Annotated in this window: 18 protein-coding genes; 11 read left to right on the top strand and 7 right to left on the bottom strand. The window is 59.2% G+C overall.

What is annotated here, in order from left to right:
* Nucleotides 1-7: 7 nt before the first annotated feature.
* Nucleotides 8-751: a YciK family oxidoreductase gene (locus J8Z22_RS15905; protein ID WP_252007040.1), complete on the bottom strand. Its 744-nt coding sequence runs from the start codon at nucleotides 749-751 to the stop codon at nucleotides 8-10.
* Between the two features lie 318 nt (nucleotides 752-1069).
* On the opposite strand from J8Z22_RS15905, the gene J8Z22_RS15900 reads away from it, so the two are divergent.
* Both J8Z22_RS15900 and sohB read left to right on the top strand, forming a co-directional pair.
* On the top strand, nucleotides 1070-3487 hold the full coding sequence (locus tag J8Z22_RS15900) for a VolA/Pla-1 family phospholipase (protein WP_252007039.1): 2418 nt from the start codon (nucleotides 1070-1072) through the stop codon (nucleotides 3485-3487).
* A gap of 93 nt (nucleotides 3488-3580) precedes the next feature.
* On the top strand, nucleotides 3581-4615 hold the full coding sequence (sohB, locus tag J8Z22_RS15895; protein ID WP_252007038.1) for a protease SohB: 1035 nt from the start codon (nucleotides 3581-3583) through the stop codon (nucleotides 4613-4615).
* Nucleotides 4616-4661: 46 nt separating this feature from the next.
* On the opposite strand, the gene J8Z22_RS15890 is transcribed toward sohB, so the two are convergent.
* Both J8Z22_RS15890 and J8Z22_RS15885 read right to left on the bottom strand, forming a co-directional pair.
* Nucleotides 4662-7880 (bottom strand): DEAD/DEAH box helicase, encoded by a 3219-nt coding sequence (locus J8Z22_RS15890; RefSeq protein WP_252007037.1) that lies wholly within the window; start codon nucleotides 7878-7880, stop codon nucleotides 4662-4664.
* A 109-nt stretch (nucleotides 7881-7989) separates the two neighbouring features.
* Nucleotides 7990-9663 carry a response regulator gene (locus J8Z22_RS15885; RefSeq protein WP_252007036.1) on the bottom strand — a complete coding sequence of 558 codons (1674 nt, stop codon included), beginning with the start codon at nucleotides 9661-9663 and terminating at the stop codon, nucleotides 7990-7992.
* Nucleotides 9664-9997: 334 nt separating this feature from the next.
* On the opposite strand from J8Z22_RS15885, the gene cysD reads away from it, so the two are divergent.
* From cysD to cysQ, 5 genes are read left to right on the top strand one after another with little or no spacing between them, the layout of a single operon-like run.
* Nucleotides 9998-10909, top strand: a complete 912-nt coding sequence (cysD, locus tag J8Z22_RS15880) for a sulfate adenylyltransferase subunit CysD (protein ID WP_252007035.1) — start codon at nucleotides 9998-10000, stop codon at nucleotides 10907-10909.
* A gap of 27 nt (nucleotides 10910-10936) precedes the next feature.
* The gene (gene cysN, locus J8Z22_RS15875; protein WP_028112192.1) at nucleotides 10937-12364 is read left to right on the top strand and encodes a sulfate adenylyltransferase subunit CysN; all 1428 of its coding nucleotides are present in this window, start codon (nucleotides 10937-10939) and stop codon (nucleotides 12362-12364) included.
* Nucleotides 12364-14088 carry an SLC13 family permease gene (locus J8Z22_RS15870; RefSeq protein WP_028112193.1) on the top strand — a complete coding sequence of 575 codons (1725 nt, stop codon included), beginning with the start codon at nucleotides 12364-12366 and terminating at the stop codon, nucleotides 14086-14088. The genes cysN and J8Z22_RS15870 overlap by 1 nt, the downstream gene beginning before the upstream one ends.
* Before the next feature lie 7 nt (nucleotides 14089-14095).
* Nucleotides 14096-14695, top strand: coding sequence for an adenylyl-sulfate kinase (gene cysC, locus J8Z22_RS15865; RefSeq protein WP_051252467.1), 600 nt, complete (start codon nucleotides 14096-14098; stop codon nucleotides 14693-14695).
* On the top strand, nucleotides 14692-15474 hold the full coding sequence (gene cysQ, locus J8Z22_RS15860; protein ID WP_252007034.1) for a 3'(2'),5'-bisphosphate nucleotidase CysQ: 783 nt from the start codon (nucleotides 14692-14694) through the stop codon (nucleotides 15472-15474). Before cysC ends, cysQ begins: the two co-directional genes overlap by 4 nt.
* Before the next feature lie 173 nt (nucleotides 15475-15647).
* Here cysQ and J8Z22_RS15855 read toward each other — a convergent pair whose 3' ends face one another.
* On the bottom strand, nucleotides 15648-17036 hold the full coding sequence (locus J8Z22_RS15855; RefSeq protein ID WP_169629221.1) for a UPF0149 family protein: 1389 nt from the start codon (nucleotides 17034-17036) through the stop codon (nucleotides 15648-15650).
* A 169-nt stretch (nucleotides 17037-17205) separates the two neighbouring features.
* Between J8Z22_RS15855 and J8Z22_RS15850 the strand changes: the two genes are divergently transcribed.
* Complete coding sequence (locus J8Z22_RS15850; RefSeq protein ID WP_252007033.1) at nucleotides 17206-17691, top strand: hypothetical protein; 486 nt, start codon at nucleotides 17206-17208, stop codon at nucleotides 17689-17691.
* Nucleotides 17692-17783: 92 nt separating this feature from the next.
* Here J8Z22_RS15850 and J8Z22_RS15845 read toward each other — a convergent pair whose 3' ends face one another.
* Together J8Z22_RS15845 and aroG are read right to left on the bottom strand one after the other, a co-directional pair.
* Nucleotides 17784-18011 (bottom strand): hypothetical protein, encoded by a 228-nt coding sequence (locus tag J8Z22_RS15845; RefSeq protein WP_252007032.1) that lies wholly within the window; start codon nucleotides 18009-18011, stop codon nucleotides 17784-17786.
* A 507-nt stretch (nucleotides 18012-18518) separates the two neighbouring features.
* Nucleotides 18519-19574, bottom strand: a complete 1056-nt coding sequence (gene aroG, locus J8Z22_RS15840; protein ID WP_028112197.1) for a 3-deoxy-7-phosphoheptulonate synthase AroG — start codon at nucleotides 19572-19574, stop codon at nucleotides 18519-18521.
* A gap of 377 nt (nucleotides 19575-19951) precedes the next feature.
* Between aroG and J8Z22_RS15835 the strand changes: the two genes are divergently transcribed.
* The 3 genes from J8Z22_RS15835 (at nucleotide 19952) to J8Z22_RS15825 (ending at nucleotide 21841) form a co-directional block, all read left to right on the top strand.
* Complete coding sequence (locus J8Z22_RS15835) at nucleotides 19952-20113, top strand: hypothetical protein (protein ID WP_156896946.1); 162 nt, start codon at nucleotides 19952-19954, stop codon at nucleotides 20111-20113.
* A gap of 90 nt (nucleotides 20114-20203) precedes the next feature.
* Complete coding sequence (gene mak, locus J8Z22_RS15830; RefSeq protein ID WP_252007031.1) at nucleotides 20204-21100, top strand: fructokinase; 897 nt, start codon at nucleotides 20204-20206, stop codon at nucleotides 21098-21100.
* Nucleotides 21101-21841, top strand: coding sequence for an ElyC/SanA/YdcF family protein (locus tag J8Z22_RS15825; protein WP_252007030.1), 741 nt, complete (start codon nucleotides 21101-21103; stop codon nucleotides 21839-21841). It begins immediately after the preceding gene.
* Here J8Z22_RS15825 and J8Z22_RS15820 read toward each other — a convergent pair.
* Complete coding sequence (locus tag J8Z22_RS15820) at nucleotides 21822-22442, bottom strand: hypothetical protein (protein WP_028112200.1); 621 nt, start codon at nucleotides 22440-22442, stop codon at nucleotides 21822-21824. The two genes, J8Z22_RS15825 and J8Z22_RS15820, sit on opposite strands and share 20 nt — an antisense overlap.
* Nucleotides 22443-22506: the final 64 nt, after the last annotated feature.

Raw genomic sequence — 22506 nt, 5'->3', positions numbered from 1 at the left:
GTGACGGCTATTTGGGCTGAGCGTCGATGCTCTGGCCATTAACCTCGAGGCTGTCATCGCCCATCAGGTACAGGTACAGCGGCATCAGTTCCTGTGGCGTCTTCAGGGTTTCCGGGTTTTCGGCCGGGTAGGCCAGGGCGCGCATCTTGGTGCGGGTTGCGCCGGGGTTGATGCAGTTGACCCGAATCTGGGTGTCGTCCAGTTCATCGGCCCACACTTGCATCATCCCTTCGGTGGCAAACTTGGAGATGGCGTAGGGGCCCCAGAATGCCCGGCCTTTGCGACCCACGCCGGAAGAGGTGAAGATGATGGAGCCGGCATTTTGCTGCCGGAACAAGCGCATCAGTGCCTTGGTCATCACGAACTGAGCGGTTAGGTTTACCTGCATCACCTCATTGAACATCTCGGTGGAGACCTGTTCCAAGGGGGTCAGGCTGCCGAGCATACCGGCGTTGTGCAGCACGCCGTCGAGGCGGCCGAACTGGCCCTCGATGGTGTCGGTCATGTCGATATAGTTCTGCTCGGTGGCGCCCTGCATATCCAGCGGAATGATCGCCGCTTGTGGCGCGCCAAGGGCTTCAATTTCGTCGTACACCGCTTCCAGCTTGTTGACGCTGCGGCCAAGTAAAATCACGGTGGCACCGTGGGCCGCGTAGGTCAGGGCAGCCTGACGGCCAATGCCGTCTCCGGCGCCGGTGACCAGGATTACCTTGTCAGTAAGCAGATCTTTTTTGGGGCTGTAATCCAACATCCTTTAACGCCATCCTTTTTTTGTAATACGCGTCATTTGTGGCTTTGCGGCGGCGGCAAACAGTTGTTTTAAACATTTGATTGCTTTGTTAGGGCCACAGAACCGGTTGCTCGTTGCAAAAATGTAGCTAAGTTATGGTTTTTGCGTTACTTTGAAATAGGTCGCAATCGGCATATAGAGCGTCATATTCGCCAGAATCGCGTCTATTGTGACGAAATTAATTACGGAAAACAAAACTAATACTCACGGTCGCAGACCTGTTCAGCCCTTAATCCCTTGGGGGCAGCCGTGGGTTACAACAAGGATTGGGGAGAGAAAATGAGACGACTGCTGGTTAGTACTGCCGTCCTGTCGGCTTTGGCACTGTCAGGCTGTAACGGAGACAGCTACAACGACGACGTGAACAACGCCAAACCGATTCCAGTTTCAGCCCGTGTGGCCTTTGATCCGGCAAATGGTGTGCTGCCTTTGCCGAATGACCTGTTGTTCCTGGGGACTCCCGACGGAACCTTGCAGATTCCCGATGAAGTGGCCGCCGGCGATATGCCGGATTACACCGATCCTACGGTCGCCCTGGGCGCACTGGATGGCTGGTCCACCACGCAGCCGATTCAGCTGAACATCGAACTGCCGGAAGGCTTAACCATTGACGCCACCAGCGTGGCCCAGGCCGGTGCCGTGCGGGTGTTCTCCGTGACTCTGGGCGGCGCCCTGTCGCCGGATGCCGAGTGCAGCGCTGCGCCGTCACTGAGCGTGTGTAAGGTGGGCGAGGAGCTGGTTTGGGGCAGCGACTTTGTTACCGCCGTATCCGGCAACACCGTGATCGCCCAGCCGCTGAAGCCGCTGCCAGCCACCAGTGGTTACCTGTACATCACCACCGATCTGCTGCAGGACTCCGATGGCCGCCAGTTGCAAGCCTCGGAAACCTATAAACAGCTGAAGTTAGATATTAATACCAAGCCACTGCCGGAAGGGAGCTCCCGAGACCTGCAGGCGCTGGTCAACAACTACGAAGGCAGCCTGGCCGCCGGATTTGGTGTCGACCCGGACAGCATCACCTACAGTGGCGTCTACACCACTCAATCGGTGTTTGACGTACTGGAGATCACCAAGCAACTGGTGGTGTCTCCCGCCGACGAGCACGCGCCATTTAAACCGGTCTGGACCGCACCGCCGATGCCAGCCGGTACCGCCGCCAACTATTTGCCGCTGACACCGGCCGACGGTGTCGCCTATCTGTTGGCCGACGCCACCGACGTATTTAAGGCCGAACTGACTCTGCCTTACTACCTGACCGCGCCGACGCCGGCGGACCCGACCATCTCCAGCACCTGGCGTGCTCTGGGGGACAGCCCGTTGGCGGTGCTGCAGGCGCTGCAGGCGGGCACCCTGACGCTGGAGAAGTTCTCTGAGCAGGTGGTGGCCTGTGGTCGCGATCCGGTGGAAGCGATCTCCAACCCGGCCGAGATTGTCGGTTGTACCATCCTTGCCGACGACGGCAGCGATCTGGATGTGCAGCAGCACCTGACCCGCTTCAACCCGGTACCGGCTCCGAAGTCGGCACAGACGGTACCTGTGCTGATGACCATGCCGAATGAGGCCAAGTTGGCGGCGCTGGGCATTACCGTGTCCAAGCCGGCCACCGGCTGGCCTTTGAGCATGGCGCTGCACGGATTGAGCACCACCAAGGAGACCACCCTGGCCAATTCTGGCGCCATGTCGGCGGCGGGTCTGGCTACCATTGCCATCGACATGCCGCTGCACGGTGAGCGTGGCTTTGATTTCAATGGCGACGGCGTGTACGAGATCAGCGCCAGTGACCCGAGTTTTGGGCCGCAGTTTGCCAATGGTTCTGGTCTGGTGTTCATCAACATCAGCAGCGGTTTGACCGTACGGGATAACTTCCGTCAGGCGCTGATTGACCACCTGGCAGTGCGGGCGGCAGTCACTGGCATGGTCATGGCCGAAGTGGGAGCCGGCGGTGCGCCGACCTATGATTTGACCAAGGTCACCATGCAGGGGCTGAGCCTGGGTGCCATTACCGGTGCCGACCTGACCACCTACGCCAACCTGCCAATCGACGGCGTTCCAGCCGAGATGAACCCTTACACCATTCAGGCGGCGTCGCTGTCGGCGCCGGCCGCCGGTCTGGCCGGAGTGTTTGCCGGCAGTGCCACTTTTGGCCCGTTGTTGGTGAATGAGCTGATTAAGGTGCTGGCGGAGGAAGCCGGCGTACCGGTTCCCGAGCCGGGTACGCCTGAATACGAAGCCTTTGCCAAACAGGTGCAGGAGGAGGTGATTCCGCCGCTGATGTTCTCGATTCAGACTCAGATTGAGGCGATTGATCCCATCAACCATGCGGCGACCCTGGCGGCGACCAATGCCAAGGTGCACGTGCAGGAGATCGTCGGCGACGGCGACACCAACCTGCCGGACCAGGTGCTGCCCAATACCGTGGCCGGTGCGCCTCTGTCGGGAACCGAGCCTCTGATTGCCGCCATCGGCCTGGGCTGTGTGGATGAAACTCTGCAGGGGGCCGACGCCAGTGGTGCGGTGCGCTTTAGCAAGGGCCACCACGGTTCGCTGCTGAGCCCCAACGAAATTCCCGGCGTGACCGACGGCGTCAATGCCGCCGCGACTACGGCTGAAATGCAGGCTCAGGTGGCCGAATTTGCTGCCAGCCTGGGGATGTCGTTGCCGGTGAGCAACGACGTGGTGACTCAGCCTTGTCCCTGAACTGAGTAAACTCTGAACAGGACCCAGCCAAGGCTGGGTCTTTTTTTTGGATTCGTTATAGAATAAGGGCCAAACAAAGCTAGGGAGCTGATTTTGGAGTTTTTATTTGAGTACGGCCTGTTTTTAGCAAAGGCCCTGACCCTGGTGGTAGCCGTGGTGGCGATCATTTTGGTGGCGGCCCAGGTCGGGCGCTCGCAGCGTGGCCAGAAGGGCGAGCTGCAGGTCACCTGTCTGTCGGACCAGTTGGAAGACTATCAGCATCACCTCGAGGGTGCGCTGCTGACTAAGGAGCAACTGAAGGCCAAAGAGAAGGCGGAGAAGAAAGCCGAAAAGGCCCGCCAGAAAGAGGAGAAAGCCAACGTCGATAAGCCCCGCGATGGCCGGGTGTTTGTGTTGGACTTTAAAGCCGGCATCGAGGCGTCCGAGGTGGTCAGTCTGCGAGAGGAGATCAGTGCCTTGCTGACGGTGGCCGACAAGCAGGATCAGGTGCTGGTGCGACTGGAGAGTGGCGGTGGCATGGTGCATGCCTATGGCCTGGCATCCAGTCAACTGGCGCGGCTGCGGGAGGCGGGCATTCCGCTGACCATCGCGGTGGATAAGGTGGCGGCCAGCGGTGGCTACATGATGGCCTGTGTGGCGGACCACATTGTGGCGGCGCCGTTCTCCATCATCGGCTCTATCGGTGTCATTGCCCAGCTTCCGAATTTCAATAAGCTTCTGAAAAAGAGCAACATTGAGTTTGAACAGCACACTGCCGGTGAGTTTAAGCGCACCCTGACCATGTTTGGTGAAAACACCGACTCGGCTAGAGAGAAGTTCCGCGAGGAGCTGGAAGAGACCCATGGTCTGTTCAAGGACTTCATCGGCCGCTATCGCCCCGAGCTGGATCTGGGTAAGGTGGCCACCGGCGAACACTGGTTTGCGACTCAGGCGTTGGATCTGGGGCTGGTGGATGAGCTGAGCACCTCCGACGACTGGCTGATGAAACAGGCCAAGGACAAAGAGGTACTGAAGTTAAGCTATGTGATTAAAAAGAACCTGGCCAATCGCTTCGGCCGCGGCGCTTCCGAAGCGCTGGAAGCGGTGACCATGAAGCTGGCGGAGCTGAATCAGCGCTCGCGAGTGTAGCTTCACCCCCCCTAAAAAAGCCCCGCATTGCGGGGCTTTTTGTTGGCTACTCCGGCTGAGGCAGCGGGGTATCGAACAGGCTCAGCAACTGGTCGCCGGTGAGGCTGCTGCCAAGATCCTGGGCATCCTTGTCGTAGATGCTGTCTGCCAGCGCCTGTTTCTGCTGCTGCAACTCCATGACCCGCTCTTCGATGGTTTGTTCGCAGATCAGCTTGTAGACAAACACCGGCTTGTCCTGACCGATGCGGTAGGCGCGGTCGGTAGCCTGGTTTTCCGCCGCCGGGTTCCACCAGGGATCGTAGTGGATCACCGTGTCTGCCGCGGTCAGGTTCAGGCCCACGCCGCCGGCCTTGAGGGAGATCAGGAACACCGGCACCTCGCCATTCTGGAAGCTGTCGATGGCTTGCTCGCGCTTGCGGGTCTGACCGGTGAGCTTGGCAAAGGGGATGCCCTGTTGCTCCAGTCGCGCTTCGATCAGCGCCAGCATCTGGGTGAACTGAGAGAAGATCAGCACTCGTCGGCCCTCCTCCAGCATCGGCGGCAGCATCTCCATTAGGAAGTCGAGCTTGGCCGATTCCTGCACCAGCGCCGCCTGTTCCAGTTTCACCAGTTGTGGGTCGCAGCAGATCTGCCGTAACTTCAGCAGGGCATCGAGAAATTCGATCTGGCTTTTGGCCATTCCTTTTCTGCTGAGCAACTCCCGCACCCGGGCTTCCATGGCCACTCGAACCCCTTCGTACAGTATCCGCTGCTGAGGCGGTAAGGGAATGGTCTGCACCATCTCGGTCTTGGCCGGCAGTTCCTGTGCTACCTCACTCTTGGTGCGGCGCAACAAAAACGGCGCCAGGCGGGTCAGCAGTTCCTTCTTCAGATCCAGGTTGCCCTCTTTTTCGATGGGCTTGCGGTAATAGCGGCTGAACTGGCCTTCGCTGCCGAGGAAGGATGGCATCACGAAATCGAACAGCGACCACAGTTCCCCGAGGTGATTCTCCATCGGAGTGCCTGTCAGGCACAGGCGTTGGCCAGCGTTAAGCTGTTTTACCGCCTTGGTGATCTTGGCCCCCGGGGTCTTGATGGCTTGCGCCTCATCGAGGATGGCCAGGCTGAAATTGAGGCTGGCAAACAGCTCGATGTCCCGACCGACCAGACCATAGGTGGTGATGATCAGATCGAACTCGCCCAGGGTATCGAAATGGCGGTGGCGCTCCTGGCCGTGCAGCACCAGTACCGACAGATCCGGACAGAAGCGTTGCGACTCGCTGCGCCAGTTGCTGATCAGGCTGGTGGGGCACACCAGCAGGGCCGGGTGAGGCAGTTGATCCCGCTGTTTAAGCCGCTGCAGGTGCGCCAGCGTCTGCAGGGTTTTCCCCAGGCCCATGTCATCGGCAAGCACACCGCCAAAGCCGTATTGATGCAGAAAGGCCAGCCAGTCCAATCCCTGCTGTTGGTAAGGGCGCAGGGTGGCATGCAGGTTTTCGGGGGGCTCGACGGTCTCGATGCCACTGAAGTGGTTGAGTTTGTGGGCCAGTTGTTGAATGCGCTCGCCGCCAATCCATCGGCCCTGGCGAGGCAGCTGTTCCAGCAGTCCGGCCTGATGGCTGGGCAGGCGAATGCGATCGCCACTGGGGTTAGCCAGCTCCTCCAGAATTGCCAGCACCGGTCGAATGCTGCGGTTGGCAATGCGCAGCGGCATCGCCCCGTCACGGTGCAGCAGAATCGGGTTGTTATCGCCGCGCCAGTCGCTGTTGTGGTCCAGCCAGGTCAGCAGCAGCGGCAGCAGTTCCACCTGCTGATCGTCAATCTCCACCGACAGCCCTAGGTTAAACCAGGAGTCGTCCTCTTCGATGATCAGATCAAAGGCGGGAATTTCATGGGGCAGCAACGGCAATGACGGGTCAATTTGCAGCTGCCACTGCTGCTGGTTCATCGGTCCCTGAAACTGGCTGAGCAGCTTCTGCCAGAAGGAGAGATCGGTGGCGGCGGTGGCCAGCTTCAGATAGGCGGCCGACGCCACTTGTGGGGCCAGCTCGCCGCCGTGTTCGAACTCCGACAGCTGCAGTTGCTGGTACAGTTCGACCGCAGCCTGTTCAGCCTCGCTGTCGCGCTGAATCTGCCAGTGGCCGTGATCGTTGCTGAAGCGGGTCTGGGTTGGCCGCTGAGTGACCTCTTTCGGCAATGGCAATTGGTCGTACTGCAGCCAGAAAAAACTCTGAATGCCTTCGTCGCTGGGCACCAGTTTCAGCACCGGTGTCAGTGGCGCCTCAATCTGCTGGTACTCGGTTTGAATCGGGTGCGGCAGGGTGTGTTCATTGAACTGCAGGGCGATGGTGTCGCCAAAATGGCGGGCTTGCTCCCTGGGGAGCGCCGGCAGTCGCTGCAGGCAGAACAGCACCTCGGTGGAGAGTTCGGTCTCCAGCGGCCCGGAGCTGAAGTCGTCGAGGTTGATGTACCAGGGCTGGGAGAAGGGCACCAGTACCCAGGGCGCGCCGCACTGCAGTTGCGAGTGCAGCTGGTAATCGGTGTGGTGCTCCCAGCGGAAGTTCAGGGTCTGGACCGGGCCCTGGGTCAGGGTCTGGTTGGGTTGATCCCAGAATGCCAACTGCTGATCCAGCAGCTTCTGATAGGTATAGCGATCCAGATCCGTTTCCAGATGGGCGTAGCGATACCAGGTGTTGCCTCGGGTTGCCAGCAGCAGCCGGCTGTAGGTGACCACATCGTCGTTGGCCCAGCCATCGCCGTAGTGAGCGGCAACGTTGAACAACTGTTTGGCGGTAAATTTGCTGAATCCGCCGCGCTTCAGTCGTCGGCAGTTGCCCACTTCCACCACGATCGACTCGCCGACGCTGGCGTTGCGGGTTAACGACGGTGCCACTCGAAAGCGGCCCACCAACGGCGACTCCGGCGGGGCGGGCTGTGGCTTGGGGGGGTGGACGGCAGAGAATTTTTCCAGCCAGGCCTGATAACGATCCTGGTGGCCATGGTGTTGATCCAAGATGGTCAGCAACAGGGCCACGGCGTGCTTGCATTGTGAAGAGACCGGGCAGTTGCAGAAGCTCTCCAGGGTGCAGCGGTCGCCGCGCTTTTTGATTTCAATGCTGGTGTCGTACTGGTTGTCCCGTCGGCCCAGGGTGGTGCCATGGACCGAGTTGCCGCCAGGGCCCAGCTCGGCTTGCAGGACCATCTCCTCCTCGAAGTAGCGTTTGCCTCGGTTAAAGGTCGCGTCGTCGAAGTTGTTTTCCACATCAGTTAGACGGAATAAAAGCATTCAGTGATCAGCCGGGTAACAGGGTGCAATCGGCCATCATACCACCCCTGACAAGGGGGGTTAATAGTGACTTGCATGATGGGGTGCACAAAGGCAGGTGCGGACAGGCTCAGGCCAGGCGCGCCGCGGAATCCTGGTAGTGGTTCGGCTGGGGGGGCTCGGCCAGGTGGGCGATGGCTCGCTGATACAGGACGGCTGCCCGTTCCCGCAGGGCTGGCTCGTTGTGGCGGCTGCGGTACAGCCAGTGGGCGGCATCCAGCATCTGCCGGGCGGTCACGCTGTCCATCCAGGGGGGCGGGGCTGCCGAGGCCTGCTCCAGCAACATCAGGCTCAGTGATGGGTACATGGGCACCAGAAAGAAGGCTCGACAGGCGCGCTCGTAGGCCAGGTGGTAACGCTGTGCCTTGTGGTGACCCAGCGCCACATCGGCCAACCGTGCTCCTTGTGTCAGCCGGGCTTGCATGTTCTGGCGGTATGCGGCCAGCAATGCCAGCTGGCTGAGCCTGAGGGTGGGATCCGGCTGCGCTTCGGCCGTGACTCGAGCCAGCTCAATGCCCTGCTCAAACCGTTCCGTCAGGCCGCACAGGGCAAACAGCTTGGCGCTGTTTAATTGGGTATAGAAGTTGGGGTGAGGGTGGGTATCGGGGCCCAACACCTGCATGATCATCACGCAGTGATCCAGTTGCCCCTCGACCAGTGCCGCCAGGGCTGCGGCCACTTTGAGACCGCTTTCCAGCCCGGGTTGGCAAACGCTGCCCTGGCTCAGCTGGGCGATCTGTTTCAGGCTCTGGGCGATGAGGCTGTGGCGCCGGGCCGGGCTGGTCTCGGCAAGGGCGGCAAACAAGCGGCACAGGTTGGCGTGGATCTGCAGCTCTGGAGAAAAGCGGTGGCTGCCTTTTACCCGTGCCAGGTAATCGTCATAGTGATGGGCGGCGGCACAGAAGTCGCCTTGCTGGGCGTGAAGGTCGGCGATGATGACCTGGTAGCCAGGATCGGCCGGACACAGCCGTTGCAGTCGGGTCATGGCGCTCAGGGCATCGGAACAGGCATCCTGGTGCAGGGCCGATTGGGTCAGCCCCTGTTGCGCTGCCGGTTCAAACGGACCGCGGCGCTGCAGCTCATTAAAGATGTGGGTGGCGTCCTCGAAACGCTGCAGCCCGATCAGCGCCTGGCCGGCGCCGATGCGTGGCCAGACCTTATCACTGCGCTGGCTGTGGTGACGGTAGAAGGTCAGGGCTTCGCTAAATCGGCGTAGCTGTAGCAAACAGTTGCCGTGGGTCCGGTCCAGGAACGGCGTGTGCTGAGGAAAGGTACGTCTTAGCCTCAGGGTCAGGTGCAGCGCCGCGCCGTAGGCTTGATCCGCCAGGGCCTGATGCAGCTCAGACAGCTGTTGGCGGCGCTGCAACGCCAGCATCAGCCGTCGCTCCAGCTCCTGGTAGCGGAACGGCTTGAGCAGCAGGTCATCCGGCTCCATGGCCAGGCATTGACTGATCGTTTCGCGACTGTGGTCATCGCTGATAAACAGGAAGGCGCCGTTGCCACACAGGTGTTGATGATGGCGAAGCTCATCCAGAATCAGGCCGCCATCGACCCGCCGCTCCGGGTCGAAGCCACACAGCACCGCATCGTACTGGTGCTGGCGAACCAGTCGCAGCGCCTTGAGGGTGTCTGAGGTGCTGGTGATGTTGGGGTGGCTGGCTCCTGCATCGAGCAGGATCGAGCGCACCAGCCCGATAAAATCGGTCGAGTGATCGATGATCAGAAAGGTACGATCGGTGAGCATCCTTGCCTCCAACCTCAGATCGGTGCTGGCGGTTACGATCCGTGTAACCGGGGTGGTGTCAGGCCGAACTGCGGCATTGTTTCCGTTACTTCAGTTATTTGCGTCAAATGTTCGGCCTTTGCTCACACCAAAAGCCGACTATCCTGATTTAAGGATAGTGTAACGGCCAGATTCTGCCTCCCCGGTGGAACGATAAATTCCCTCCTTATTCCAATTTGATTGGTTGTTGTGTCTATTAATCCGTTTTGGTTATATGAAAGTCCGAAGTTGAATTGTTGAAATCGCGGTTGTGGCGTTCACTAAATGGCAGAAAAACGTTGAATAGGACGCAAGGATGTCACAACCACAGCCCCTGACTCACCTGGATCGCCTCGAAGCGGAGAGCATCCACATCTTCCGCGAAGTGGCGGCCGAGTTTGAAAACCCGGTGATGCTGTACTCCATCGGCAAAGACTCGTCGGTGCTGTTGCATCTGGCGCGCAAGGCGTTTTACCCGGGGAAGATTCCGTTTCCGCTGCTGCACGTGGACACCGATTGGAAGTTCAAGGAGATGATTGAGTTTCGCGATCGCATGGCCCGTGAACACGGGTTTGACCTGCTGGTGCATAAGAACCCGCAGGGGCTGGAGATGGCCATCAATCCCTTTGTTCATGGCAGTGCCCTGCATACCGGCATCATGAAAACTCAGGGGTTAAGGCAGGCGCTGGATCAGCACGGTTTCGATGCCGCCTTTGGCGGTGCTCGTCGGGATGAAGAGGCCTCCCGGGCCAAGGAGCGAGTTTACTCGTTCCGGGATAAAAACCACCGCTGGGATCCTAAAAATCAACGCCCCGAATTGTGGAATCTCTACAACGCCAAGGTGCATCCCGGTGAAAGCATTCGCGTGTTTCCACTGTCCAACTGGACCGAGCTGGATATCTGGCAGTACATCTACCGCGAGCAGATTGAGATTGTGCCGCTGTACCTGGCCAAGCCGCGGCCGGTGCTGGAGCGGGACGGCAGCTTGATTATGGTGGACGACGATCGCATGCCCCTGGAAGACGGGGAAACCCCGCAACTGCGCAGCGTGCGTTTTCGCACCCTGGGGTGTTATCCCCTCACCGGGGCGGTGGAATCTGAGGCGGACACTCTGCCGGGCATCATCGAAGAGATGTTGCTGGCGACGACCTCAGAACGCCAGGGACGGGTCATCGACCGCGACAGTGCCGGCTCGATGGAGAAGAAGAAGATGGAAGGCTATTTCTAGGCCAGGTTTGAGATACAGGAGTTAACTATGTCCACCCACGCATCCAGCGTTACCCAACGGGTAACGGAATACCTGGCCCAACATGAAAACAAGGCGCTGCTGAGGTTCATCACCTGCGGCAGTGTCGACGACGGCAAGAGCACCCTGATCGGGCGACTGCTGCACGACACCAAGGCGTTGTACGACGACCAGTTGGAGGCGGTGAACCAGCAGAGCCGTCGCAGCGGCACCACCGGGGAACGCCCGGATTTGGCCCTGTTGGTGGATGGCCTGCAGGCGGAGCGCGAACAGGGGATCACCATTGATGTGGCCTACCGCTACTTCTCCACCGACAAACGTAAGTTCATCATCGCCGATACGCCGGGTCACGAACAGTACACCCGCAACATGGCCACCGGTGCATCGACGGCGGATCTGGCCATTATTCTGGTGGATGCCCGTTATGGCCTGCTGGAGCAGACTCGTCGTCATAGCTTCCTGGTGTCGTTGTTGGGGATCAAGCAGATAGTGGTCGCCATCAACAAGATGGATCTCAAAGCGTACGACCAGTCGGTGTTTGACGCCATCTCGGCGCAGTATGCTCAGATGGCAGAATCACTGGGGTTCGAGCGCATCGATTATGTGCCGATGTCGGCGTTGGAAGGGGACAACGTCGCCTCGTTGAGTGCGGCCATGCCTTGGTATCAGGGCCCGAGCTTGTTGGCATTGCTGGAGCAGGCTTTGCCGGCAGATGAAGCCGCGGCGCGGCCGTTCCGGTTGCCGGTACAGATGGTGGCCAGGCCCAACCTCGATTTTCGAGGCTTTGCCGGCACCATCAGCGCCGGTGTGGTGCGGGTGGGCGATGAGTTGCAGGTGCTGCCATCGGGCAAGACCGCCCGGGTGGCAGGAATCCATCAGTTCGGCGGTGACGTCAGTCAGGCGCAAGCCGGTGAAGCGGTCACCCTGACTCTGGATCGTGAGATTGATGTCAGCCGCGGCAACTGGCTGGTTCATGCGGCGGATTCGGTGCCACTGTCCGACAGCTTCACGGCGAGGGTGGTGTGGATGTCGGAGACGCCGCTGCAACCGGGGCGGGATTATCGCCTGAAGCTGGCCACCTCCACGGTACGGGCAAAGGTGTCGGCCATCGATCATCAGGTGGACATTCACGATTGGAGTGAACGCCAAACCGAGCAGTTGGCACTCAACGCCATCGGCCAGATTCGATTGCAAACCGAACAGCCGTTGCCGATAGACCCCTATCGAGACCAGCGTGATACCGGCTCGTTTATCCTGATTGACCCCATCAGCAACGGCACGGTTGCCGCGGGCATGGTGCTGGAGTCGGCCGACACTCAGGCCGTGACCGCGGACTACTCCGCCTTTGAGCTGGAGCTGAATGCATTGGTGCGTAAGCATTTCCCTCATTGGAATGCGTTGGATCTGAAGGCACTGGCTGACAGCGGACGTCGCTAATGACCCTGATCCATGGTCAGTTGCTGGCTCTGGCAGTGTCGATGTTCTTCGGGCTGGTGTTTACCCGCCTGAGGCCAGTGCTGTTGTTCAGCGGCACTGCCATCGCCCTGGTGTTGATGCAGCAGCTGGACGTGGCCCGGCTGTTGACTCTGGCGGCCAATCCGGCGGTCATCAGCCTGCTGCTGTTGCTGCTGGTGTCGGCAGGCATCGAGAAGACCCGTCTGCTGGCCTGGCTCAGTCAGTTCCTGTTTCGCCGTTCCTACGCCAGCACCCTGATGCGAATGGGGGCCGGTACCATGGTGTCGTCGGCGTTTCTGAATAACACCGCGGTGGTGGCGGCCTTGATGGGGCGGGTGCACAGCAACCCGGATCACTCGCCGTCACGGCTGCTGTTACCGCTGTCGTATGCGGCCATCCTCGGTGGCACCCTGACCCTGGTGGGCACCTCCACCAACCTGATTGTGAACAGCTTTCTGGTGGAGGCCGGTAAGCCGTCGCTGGCGCTGTTTGATTTTTTGCCGGTGGGGCTGGTGGCGTGTTCGGTGGGACTGGTGTTACTGGTGCTGCTGTCGGCCTGGCTGCCTCGCCATCCGCGTCAGGCCCAGCAGGAGGATCCCTACTTTATTGAAGCCAAGGTGCAACCGGACAGTCCGCTGGTGGGGCGCTCGGTGCAGGCCAACGGCCTGCGCGCCTTGGAGGGACTGTTTTTGGCTGAAGTGGTTCGGGGGCAGAGGCTGATCTCGCCGCTGAGTCCGGACACGGTGCTGGAGGCTGGCGACAAGCTGGTGTTTTGCGGCGATGTTCGGCGGGTCACTGTGCTGCAGCGGTTCCGCGGCCTGACCCTGTTCGCCTCGGCGCAGGGGCAGTTGGATCGTACCCTGACCGAGGTGATTGTCAGCCCGACCTCCGCCATCGTCGGCCAAACCCTGAAATCGGTAGAGTTTCGGGCCCGGTTCGATGCGGCGGTGGTGGCGATGCGACGCCGGGGCGAACGTTTATCCGGCAAGCTGGGCCAGATCCCGATTCAGGCGGGTGATGTGCTGGTGCTGGCGGTGGGGCAGGGGTTTGATCACTCCCGCGTCAGTCGAAACTTCTTTGTGATTGGCAATGCCCAGTTGTCTGCCACCCTGACCCCGTTGCAGGAGTGGATCGCCATCGGCGGCTTTGTGTCGGTGCTGGCGCTGAGTGCTTTCGGAGCCATTGAGTTGGTTGCCGGGCTGGCGGTACTGCTGATGCTGATGCTCACCAGCGGCGTGCTCAGCGGCCAGGACGTTCGCCAGCGTTTTCCGTTTGAGATCTGGATGATCATCACCGGGGCCCTGGCCATCGCCGACAGTGTGTTGCAGTCCGGTCTGGCGTTGGTGGCTTCCAACTGGCTGCATCAACTGTTCAATGGTCAGGGGGTGATGGTGGCGTTTGTCGGGGTCTACCTGGTGGCGCTGATTCTGACCGAACTGATGACCAACAACGCCGCCGCCGCGCTGGCGTTGCCATTGGCGCTGGGGTTGGCAGACGCCTTCGGGGTCAGCGCTATGCCGTTTGTGATGGCGGTTGCCTATGGGGCCAGTGCCAGCTTTATCAGCCCGTTCAGTTATCAGACCAACCTGATGGTGATGAGCCTGGGCGATTATCGTAAGCGTGATTATCTGAGGCTGGGGCTGCCCATGTCGCTGGCCTACAGCGCGGCGGTGCTGCTGACTACGCCGCTGTTTTTTCCATTTTGAGGTGAGTATGACCAACAACCTGACCTGGCATGACCACGCGGTAACGCCAGAACAACGGCAACAACTTAAGGGCCACGGCAGTGCCCTATTGTGGTTCACCGGCCTGAGTGGCTCGGGCAAGTCGACGCTGGCCAACGCCCTGGAGCGGCGCCTGATTGCCATGGGGGTGCACAGTTTTCTGTTGGATGGGGACAACGTGCGGTTGGGACTGAATCAAGACTTAGGTTTTGGTGACGCCGATCGTGAGGAGAACATTCGTCGTATCGGCGAAGTGGGGAAGCTGTTCGTCAGCGCCGGGACCCTGTGTTTGTCGGCTTTCATCTCGCCGTTTCAGGCGGATCGGCAGCGGGTCCGGGCGGCACTGCCCGCCGGACAGTTTATCGAGGTGTTTGTGGACGCGCCGCTGGCGGTGTGTGAGCAGCGGGATCCTAAAGGGTTGTATCAAAAGGCCCGTGCCGGCGAAATTGCCAATTTTACCGGTATAGATTCCGACTATGAGGCGCCGAATGAGGCGGAGATCCACATACGGACCGACCAACTTGACACCGAGGCTGCCGTTGACAAGATGGTGGCTTATCTGACCCAACGTGGAATCTTGCCCTCATGACCCTGGAACCTTTAGACCGGCATCAGCAGCAACTGCTGCTGTCACAGATGATCGTGGTGGCCCGGCAGGCGGGGGAAGCGGCGATGGCCCATTATGGCCAGCCGCAGACCCGCTATAAGCAAGACGACAGCCCGCTGACTCAGGCGGATCTGGCCAGTCACCAGGCCCTGGTTCAGGGCATCCGCGATTGGGGCAACTCCTGGCCGGTGTTGTCAGAGGAGGCCGGTCTGGCGCCGTGGGAGCTGCGGCGGCAGTGGCAACGCTATTGGTTGTTGGATCCGGTCGACGGCACCAAGGAGTTCATCGCCGAAAATGGCGAGTTCACCATCAATATCGCGCTGATCGAGCAAGGCGTGCCGTTGCTTGGGGTGGTGGTGGCACCGGCGCTGGGAAAACTCTACAGTGGTGGCCGGGATCTGGGGGCCTGGCTGGAAGACGAGTCCGGTCTGCGGGCCATTAGCGGTGGCCAGTGCGGTGCGGTGCCCAGAGTCGTGACCAGTCGATCCCACCCCTCGGCCGAATTGGCACAGTGGTTAAGCCGTTACCCCAAGGTGTCATTGGTTGAGGTGGGCAGTTCGTTGAAGCTGTGTCTGTTGGCCGAAGGCAAGGCGGACCTGTACCCCAGGTTGGGCCCGACCAGCGAGTGGGACATTGCGGCGGCACACGCGGTGCTGGAGGGGGCCGGAGGCAGCGTTCGTACCCTGGATGACCAGCCGCTGGGTTACAACGGCAAGGCATCGGTGCTTAACCCGCACTTCATCGCTCGCAGCGACGGATAAAAAAAACCACCTTAAAAAAGGTGGTTAAATATAATGGAGATGATGATGAAACAAATTTCAGTTCAAATTTGTTACATAAGGTCAGAGTCTCCATTGCTGCGTTAGTTCAAATTTTTACCCATCTTTTTCGATATTTTTTCGCCCTTTTTATTTCTTCTTTTGCCTTCATGCACTTAGCCACAGCACTTTTTGTACTTCTTGCCACTTCCGCAGGGGCAGGGATCGTTTCGGCCAGTGGTTTTGCCGTGAGTCGCGGTGATCGTGGAGTCTGGCTCGGTGTCCACCGGGCGCTTATCACCCTGCTGGTAGCGCTGGAACAGCTGTTGGATCAGCGTCGTCGCGCCGGGCCAGCCGCCTTGGGGCAGACTGGGTCCACAGGCATCCGGCCAGGGGCCTCCCAGTGCGCTCTGCTGAGACTGGGGTAACTGCTTGGCGACGCCTCTGGCCAGTGAGCGCAGCTCGTTGGCCTGAGCGGCGGCACCGCCGAGCAGCGGTGATAACGCCTCGCCGAGGCGGGCGTCAGTCAGTTGCGCTTGCTGATGCAGCCAGGCGAGGGCGCCCAGGCACAGGCTGCGCGCCTGAGTATCGAGCTGCTCTTGTTTCAACAGGCCCATCAAGTACCCTGGCGCCTGATTGAACAGCTGCCCCAGGCATTGAGCCAGCGCCGCATAGTGGTGCTCAAACAGCCGGGCCATCGGGCTGTCGGTGTGCCAGTGAAAGCGCAGCAGGGTATCGATGGCATCGCGAACATCCTGATGGGCGTTGGCGTCAGCCAGGCACCACAGGCTGTGCCAGTGACCGATGTAGTCCTGATTGTTCAGATCGATTTGCGGTGCATCCACAAACAGCTGCAACTCCTCCTGAGCCAGTTTTACCAGCAGTGGCGAGGGCGGCTGCAGTTCGTTCAACAGCGCTTCGGGCAGGTCGCCGGTATGCAGCGTCAGTTGCTCAATCAGGGATTCATGCTCCATGAGCTGGTTGTCTGCGTCCGGGTGTTGGCCCAGAAACAGGGCGGCGGCCTGATTGATCACTTCACACAGGTGGCGTCGAACCTGTCTGGCTTCGGCGATGAATGCCGCGTCATCGAGTCCGTTTTGTTGGCAGTGGGCCTGGACCTGATGCAGGTTGGCAAAAAAGCAGCCATAGCTGGCAAAGGCTGCGATGGTGGGCTGCAGATCGGGATCCTGATGATCCAGCTGCTCCATCACCAGCGGCAGGCCGTGCTCAAACCCGGCGGCCCACTGCGCCAGGGGCGAGTCTGGGGCAAAGCCTCGCAGTGGCTCAGCCTGGGGCAGGCGGCATTGGCTGGGCAGTACCAGAGCCTGAGTTTTGAGTGCCGCGGCGGCCTGTTGATACAACTGCACCAGCGCCGGACTCAGATCGTCATCCAGGGCCTGCTCCGGGCCCAGCAGAATCGCCAGCCAATGGCTGGGTAATACCGGCGTCGGCGCACAGACAACGGCGCTGATAAAGCCATGCAGATAGTAGTAGTTCAGGCTGGCTTCGCAGGGAAGCGGCAGACGATTGATGGCGTGACGGAGTTTTTGCGGTGAAAGTGACATAGTGATCGACTGGCAGTGAAAAATGCAGCGGTTAGCTGATGAGGCGCCGATCATAGCAGATTGCGCCGTTCGGTGAGGCGAGGAATTTACCCGACTTTACCCTGGGTTGACGTTGGTTGAAGTTGACGGCGTTAGGCTTACCGTTAACAGGGTGCACTCAGGAGGACCTATGCAACGTGTTATCGCACTGATTGTGACCGCCACACTACTGGCCAGCCCGGCACTGCAGGCCAAACCTCATTCGGGGAAGGCCCATAAGGGCAAGAATGTCATCGTCGTGAAGCCGGGGTATCACCATAAACCCTATCGAAACCACTACTCTTATCATCGTCATGAGTTGGCGAGGATCGCCACCTTTGCGGTGTTCGCCGGAGTGACCTATGCCATTGTCGATAACGCCTATTATCGTCAGCAGGGGGACAGCTATGTGTACGTGGCTCAGCCTCCTGCAGGCAGTTATCAGGTGCTGCCTGGTGAGCCCCAGCCGGTGTTAGCCGCTCCGGAGTATGCACTCGGACAGCGGGTGCAACGATTGCCGGCAGACAGCCGGGCCGTGACGGTGGATGGGGTGTCGTACCGGGAACATGAGGGCGTCTGGTTTGCGCCGTTGCAGGGAGGTAGCGGGTACGTGGTAACGACATCGCCGCTGAACTGACTGGAAGCTGTAATGACAGGTGATTGTAATATGTTGATTTTAATGACCTTTGGCTCCTGTTTCAGCCAGGGGCGAAAAAATTGATGATTTTTTCATGACGGCTGAACTTTTGTTGTTTTTGCCGCTCTATATAAGGGTAACGAATTCAGTTTCATCATCATCTCCTTGAATAAAGTATTCTTCGCCACCTCCTTGAGGTGGCGTTTTTTTTTGCCCGGATTTTGTTGCCAATAAAAAAAGTCGGTTTTTTTTCTGACCCGGTGAACTTTTCTGATGGCGGCGACTCTATATCTCTGTAACGAATTTAGTTTCATCATCATCTCTCAGAATTCCTTATTCTCCGCCATCTCCTTGAGATGGCGTTTTTTTTTGCTCGCTGTCAGGGCGCCTCTGCCCGCTGGCAGCGGGGCTGCGAGCGCGGTTGGCATTGGGCGAGAACAGGAGAAGAAAAAAACGGGGGTTGCTATGGAACTTTGGCGACCGGTTCGACTCTATATTTCTGTAACGAATTTGGTTTCATCATCATCTCCTGAATTCCTTAATGTTCGCCACCTGTTTGAGGTGGCGTTTTTTTTGCCAACGGTTCAGGTAAGCGCATTAATGCCGTTGTGGAATTTCATAAGATTCGGATTTTTAATTAAATTTAAAAAAATTACTTCGAGGCGTGAACTTTTAGGAAACGGAGGACTCTATTGAAAGGTAACGAATTTAGTTTCATCATCATCTCCCTGACAGTTTTGTTGCTCGCCACCTCCTTGAGGTGGCGTTTTTTTTGCTGTCGGGAAAGTGGCCGTCAACGACCCCACTCGGTGGTGGGGCCATCGCAGTTAGCGCTGACGGCGGGCCCGCACGGCAGTAGCTAATGTTCTGAGAACCGACTCACTGTCATCCCAGCCGATGCAGCCATCGGTAATGCTCTGGCCGTAAGTCAGGCTGTCGGGCGTGGCGAGATCCTGGCGTCCCTCCACCAGGTGACTCTCAATCATGGCGCCGAAGATATTCTGGTTGCCTGCGGCCAGTTGCTCACACACGTTGTCGGCCACGTCTAACTGACGCTTGAACTGCTTTTCGCTGTTGGCGTGGCTGAAATCGATCATGATGTTGGCGGGCAGGGCAGCCTGATGCAACTGCTCGGTAATGGCGGCCACCTGCTCGGCCTGGTAATTGGGGCTTTTGCCGCCGCGCAGGATGATGTGGCAATCCTGGTTGCCTGTGGTGGACACGATGGCCGAGTGGCCATACTTGGTGACCGACAGGAAGTGGTGCGGTGCGTTGGCGGAGTTGATGGCATCGATGGCGATTTTGATGGTGCCATCGGTACCGTTTTTAAAGCCCACCGGGCAAGAGAGGCCGGAAGCCAGCTCACGGTGAACCTGAGACTCGGTGGTTCGGGCACCGATGGCACCCCAACACATCAGGTCGGCCACGTACTGAGGGGTGATCATATCCAGGAACTCACCGGCGGTCGGCAGTCCCATCTGATTTAACTCCAACAGCAGCTTGCGGGCGGTGCGCAGGCCGTCGTTAAGCTTGAAGCTGTTGTCCAGCAGCGGATCGTTGATCAACCCTTTCCAGCCGACGGTGGTGCGGGGCTTTTCGAAGTAGACCCGCATGACGATCTCGAGGTCGTCTTTGAGCTCTTCCCGTAACACATTGAGCTTGCGGCCGTATTCCAGTGCCGCCTTGGGGTCGTGAATGGAACAGGGGCCGATGACCACCAGCAGGCGGTCGTCCTGACGGTTCATCATATTGTGGATGGATTGCCGGGCCTGATAGACGGTGGCGGCGGCGTTGTCGTCCAGGGGAAATCGTTCCAGAATCGCAATGGGGGGTAGCAGTTCTTTTATTTTATCGATGCGTACGTCATCGGTTTGGTAGTACATAATGCGACTCCAGAATTTAACTATCTAATAAGAATTATAAAATTAATCCACAAGTGAACCCAAGATGACTGTAAACGCCCCTCTGAATCGATGCAAGCGGCCAAATGTGGATTTTTTTCACTTTTGGCTGAACTTTCTGTGGCCTGGGTACTCTGACTTAACAGTAAACACAGTTTCTTTAAGCTTGTTTTCATCATCATCTCCTTTTCTTTGCTACAGATTCAGTACCGCCACTCCCTTTGTTGGAGTGGTTTTTTTTTGGTTTGTCATCAAGGGTTCATCTTTAGTTTGATATACTGAAGGCAGGTGGTCAGGAGGCGTTCGGAACCCTCCCCGGAATCCGGTTTCCTGTCCGCTCAGGTGCGAAGGAGGCCAGTATGACCAGCACTCAACCCGACAAAAGCCCCCGCAAAAAAATGAGTGGCTCTAAGCTGTGGCAAAGGAACCGCTATGCGCTGCCGGATCGGCTTTTCTACCCCATTATCACCATCATCGTTGCGGCCCTGATCATCATCGCGTTGTTCAGCAATCTGCTGTAATTGCGGCGAATGCCGGCACAAGCGGGTTCACAGCTTTATCTTAAATCTTTGCTATCATGCTGACTCATTGTGAATTAGCAGGAATCGAGCATGAGAATTGGCATCGATCTTGGCGGGACCAAGATTGAAGGGATAGCGCTGGATGAGCAGGGAAACCAGTTGTGGCGGGAACGGGTTGCCACCCCGCGAGGCGATTATTCCGCTACCTTAGAGGCCATTGCCACTCTGGTTCAGCGGGCGGAAGCCACGTTGACCCTCACCGGGACCGTCGGCGTGGGCATTCCTGGCGTGCTGTCACCACAAACCGGTCGGGTTAAGAACGCCAACTCCCTGTGCCTTAATGGCCAACAGCTGGACCAGGACCTGGCCGCCATACTGTCGCGGCCGGTTCGTATCGCCAACGACGCCAACTGTTTCGCGGTGTCAGAAGCCATCGATGGCGCCGGTGCCGGCAAGGGGTTGGTATTTGGGGTGATTCTGGGCACCGGTTGTGGCGGCGGCCTCGCCGTCGACGGCAAGGCGCTGACCGGGGGCAATGGCTTGAGTGGTGAGTGGGGGCACAACCCGCTGCCGTGGATGAGCGCCGACGAGTTTCCCGGTCCGGAGTGTTTCTGTGGCCGCAGCGGCTGCATCGAAACCTTTGTCTCTGGCACCGGATTCAGCCGCCAGTACCAGGCGTTAACCTCGCAGCAGCTCAGCGGCAGCGAGATCATCAGCCGGGTTCGGCAGCAGGAGCCCGCCGCCTGTGAGGTGTTTGAGCGCTACCTGGGTCAATTGTCCCGCGCCCTGGCGCACGTGGTGAACATTCTGGATCCCGACGTCATCGTTCTCGGTGGCGGCCTGTCCAACATCGATGAACTCTATTCCAGCCTTAATGCCCGCCTGTCTAAGCAGGTGCTGGGAGGCGAGTGTGCCACCCTCATTCGAAAGAACCAGCATGGTTGCAGCTCCGGCGTTCGCGGTGCGGCCTGGTTGTGGGGGCGCTAGGTGATCGGATTCTGGATTAAGAAGGGGATCTCGGCGCTGCTGTTGCCCATCCCGGTGTGCGTGTTTCTGGTGTTGGCCGGGCTGTGGCAGCTAAAACGACGCCCTTGGCTGGGCAAAGGCTTGCTCCTGGCTGGGCCGCTGCTGTTGCTGGCGCTGAGCTCGACGCCCGGCAGTCGGGCGTTGACGGCCCCGTTGGAGCAGCAATATTCACGCTGGCACGGTCAGCCGGTGGCGGCGGTGTTGGTGCTGGGCTTTGGTCACGATGACCAAATCAGCGATCTGCCGACGCAGCAGTTGATGGCGACGGCATTGGCGCGGTTGACCGAGGGGGTGCGCATTGTTGAGGCCAGCCCCGGCAGCCTGCTGGTGCTCAGCGGCGCCAAAGGGATGCAGTCGCGTCCCCATGCCCAGGTGATGGCCGATGCCGCGGAGATGCTGGGGGTGGATCGCCGCCGAATTCGCACCCTGGATCATGCCAAAGATACTCAGGAAGAGGCCGAGGGGCTGGCTCAGTTGGTAAACGGCGGAACCGTCGCCGTGGTGAGCTCGGCGGCGCACCTGCCCAGAGCCATGATGCTGTTTGAGCAGTTGGGGGTGGACGTACTTGCTGCCCCGACGGACTTTCGAGGCCGAACCGGGCGCTGGTGGAATTTCAGTGCCGACAACCTACTGACGTCGGAGCGGGCGCTGCACGAGTACCTGGGGCAGCTGTGGCTGCGGCTTAAGTCGACGCTGGCTTAGGGGGCGGACGAGGCGACAGGGCCTGTTGACGCGCTTGTCGTAGCTTATTCGCGATGTCGATTAACGGTTCGTCGAACTGGCTTTGGTGCAGCAGGATGTGAAAGCCGCTGCTCTGGGCCAGCTGCTCCGACAGGTAACACTGCTGCTTCAGTAGGGTGGGTTGCTCCAACAGGCCATCGGTAATGGCGGCGACGCCGTACAGTTTGAGGCTCTGCTGAGTCAGTTGGCACCAGCGTCGAAGCTGGCGATTGCTGAGCTGCTGCCAGACGTGGGCATCGGGTCTCAGCCGAATGCCTAACGCCTGGTGCTCGGGGACGGTATCCAGTCGCTGCAGTTGTTGCCAGTGGATGGGGATGACCGTTTGCTCAATCAGCAGCAACAGGCCGCGGTCGTCGGCCACCAGGCTGTGACGGGCCTGACGCATGTTGGCAATGGCCACCGACAGGGCAACGGCGGAGGCCAGCACCCAGACAATGGCCAGCGGGTATTGACGGCCGAATTGAATCAGCAGGCCCAAAGCGGCCAGCAAGTTGACCATACCAAACAGAAACAGCGGCTGAGCTTTGTGACTGTGGCGAGGCGCAAAGGTCAGAACTTCCATAGGATCACCCAGCTAAGGTGTACAGCATTATCTGTATAAGAATAGACTCAGAGCCAGACAAAAA

The organism is Ferrimonas sp. SCSIO 43195, from assembly GCF_023716685.1.
GTDB lineage: Bacteria > Pseudomonadota > Gammaproteobacteria > Enterobacterales > Shewanellaceae > Ferrimonas > Ferrimonas kyonanensis.
The sequence above is the reverse complement of the archived record's forward strand: the minus strand, read 5'-3'. Positions and strand labels throughout refer to the sequence as shown.

Excerpts from the sequence above, each read along its gene's own strand:
- J8Z22_RS15900 (WP_252007039.1), top strand. The coding sequence starts at position 1,070 with ATGAGACGACTGCTGGTTAGTACTGCCGTCCTGTCGGCTTTGGCACTG.
- cysN (WP_028112192.1), top strand. The coding sequence starts at position 10,937 with ATGTCCACCCACGCATCCAGCGTTACCCAACGGGTAACGGAATACCTG.
- J8Z22_RS15845 (WP_252007032.1), bottom strand. The coding sequence starts at position 18,011 with ATGATGATGAAACTAAATTCGTTACAGAGATATAGAGTCGCCGCCATC.
- J8Z22_RS15870 (WP_028112193.1), top strand. The coding sequence starts at position 12,364 with ATGACCCTGATCCATGGTCAGTTGCTGGCTCTGGCAGTGTCGATGTTC.
- cysC (WP_051252467.1), top strand. The coding sequence starts at position 14,096 with ATGACCAACAACCTGACCTGGCATGACCACGCGGTAACGCCAGAACAA.
- J8Z22_RS15885 (WP_252007036.1), bottom strand. The coding sequence starts at position 9,663 with ATGCTCACCGATCGTACCTTTCTGATCATCGATCACTCGACCGATTTT.
- J8Z22_RS15890 (WP_252007037.1), bottom strand. The coding sequence starts at position 7,880 with ATGCTTTTATTCCGTCTAACTGATGTGGAAAACAACTTCGACGACGCG.
- J8Z22_RS15835 (WP_156896946.1), top strand. The coding sequence starts at position 19,952 with ATGACCAGCACTCAACCCGACAAAAGCCCCCGCAAAAAAATGAGTGGC.
- J8Z22_RS15905 (WP_252007040.1), bottom strand. The coding sequence starts at position 751 with ATGTTGGATTACAGCCCCAAAAAAGATCTGCTTACTGACAAGGTAATC.
- mak (WP_252007031.1), top strand. The coding sequence starts at position 20,204 with ATGAGAATTGGCATCGATCTTGGCGGGACCAAGATTGAAGGGATAGCG.
- cysQ (WP_252007034.1), top strand. The coding sequence starts at position 14,692 with ATGACCCTGGAACCTTTAGACCGGCATCAGCAGCAACTGCTGCTGTCA.
- cysD (WP_252007035.1), top strand. The coding sequence starts at position 9,998 with ATGTCACAACCACAGCCCCTGACTCACCTGGATCGCCTCGAAGCGGAG.
- aroG (WP_028112197.1), bottom strand. The coding sequence starts at position 19,574 with ATGTACTACCAAACCGATGACGTACGCATCGATAAAATAAAAGAACTG.
- J8Z22_RS15820 (WP_028112200.1), bottom strand. The coding sequence starts at position 22,442 with ATGGAAGTTCTGACCTTTGCGCCTCGCCACAGTCACAAAGCTCAGCCG.
- J8Z22_RS15855 (WP_169629221.1), bottom strand. The coding sequence starts at position 17,036 with ATGTCACTTTCACCGCAAAAACTCCGTCACGCCATCAATCGTCTGCCG.
- J8Z22_RS15850 (WP_252007033.1), top strand. The coding sequence starts at position 17,206 with ATGCAACGTGTTATCGCACTGATTGTGACCGCCACACTACTGGCCAGC.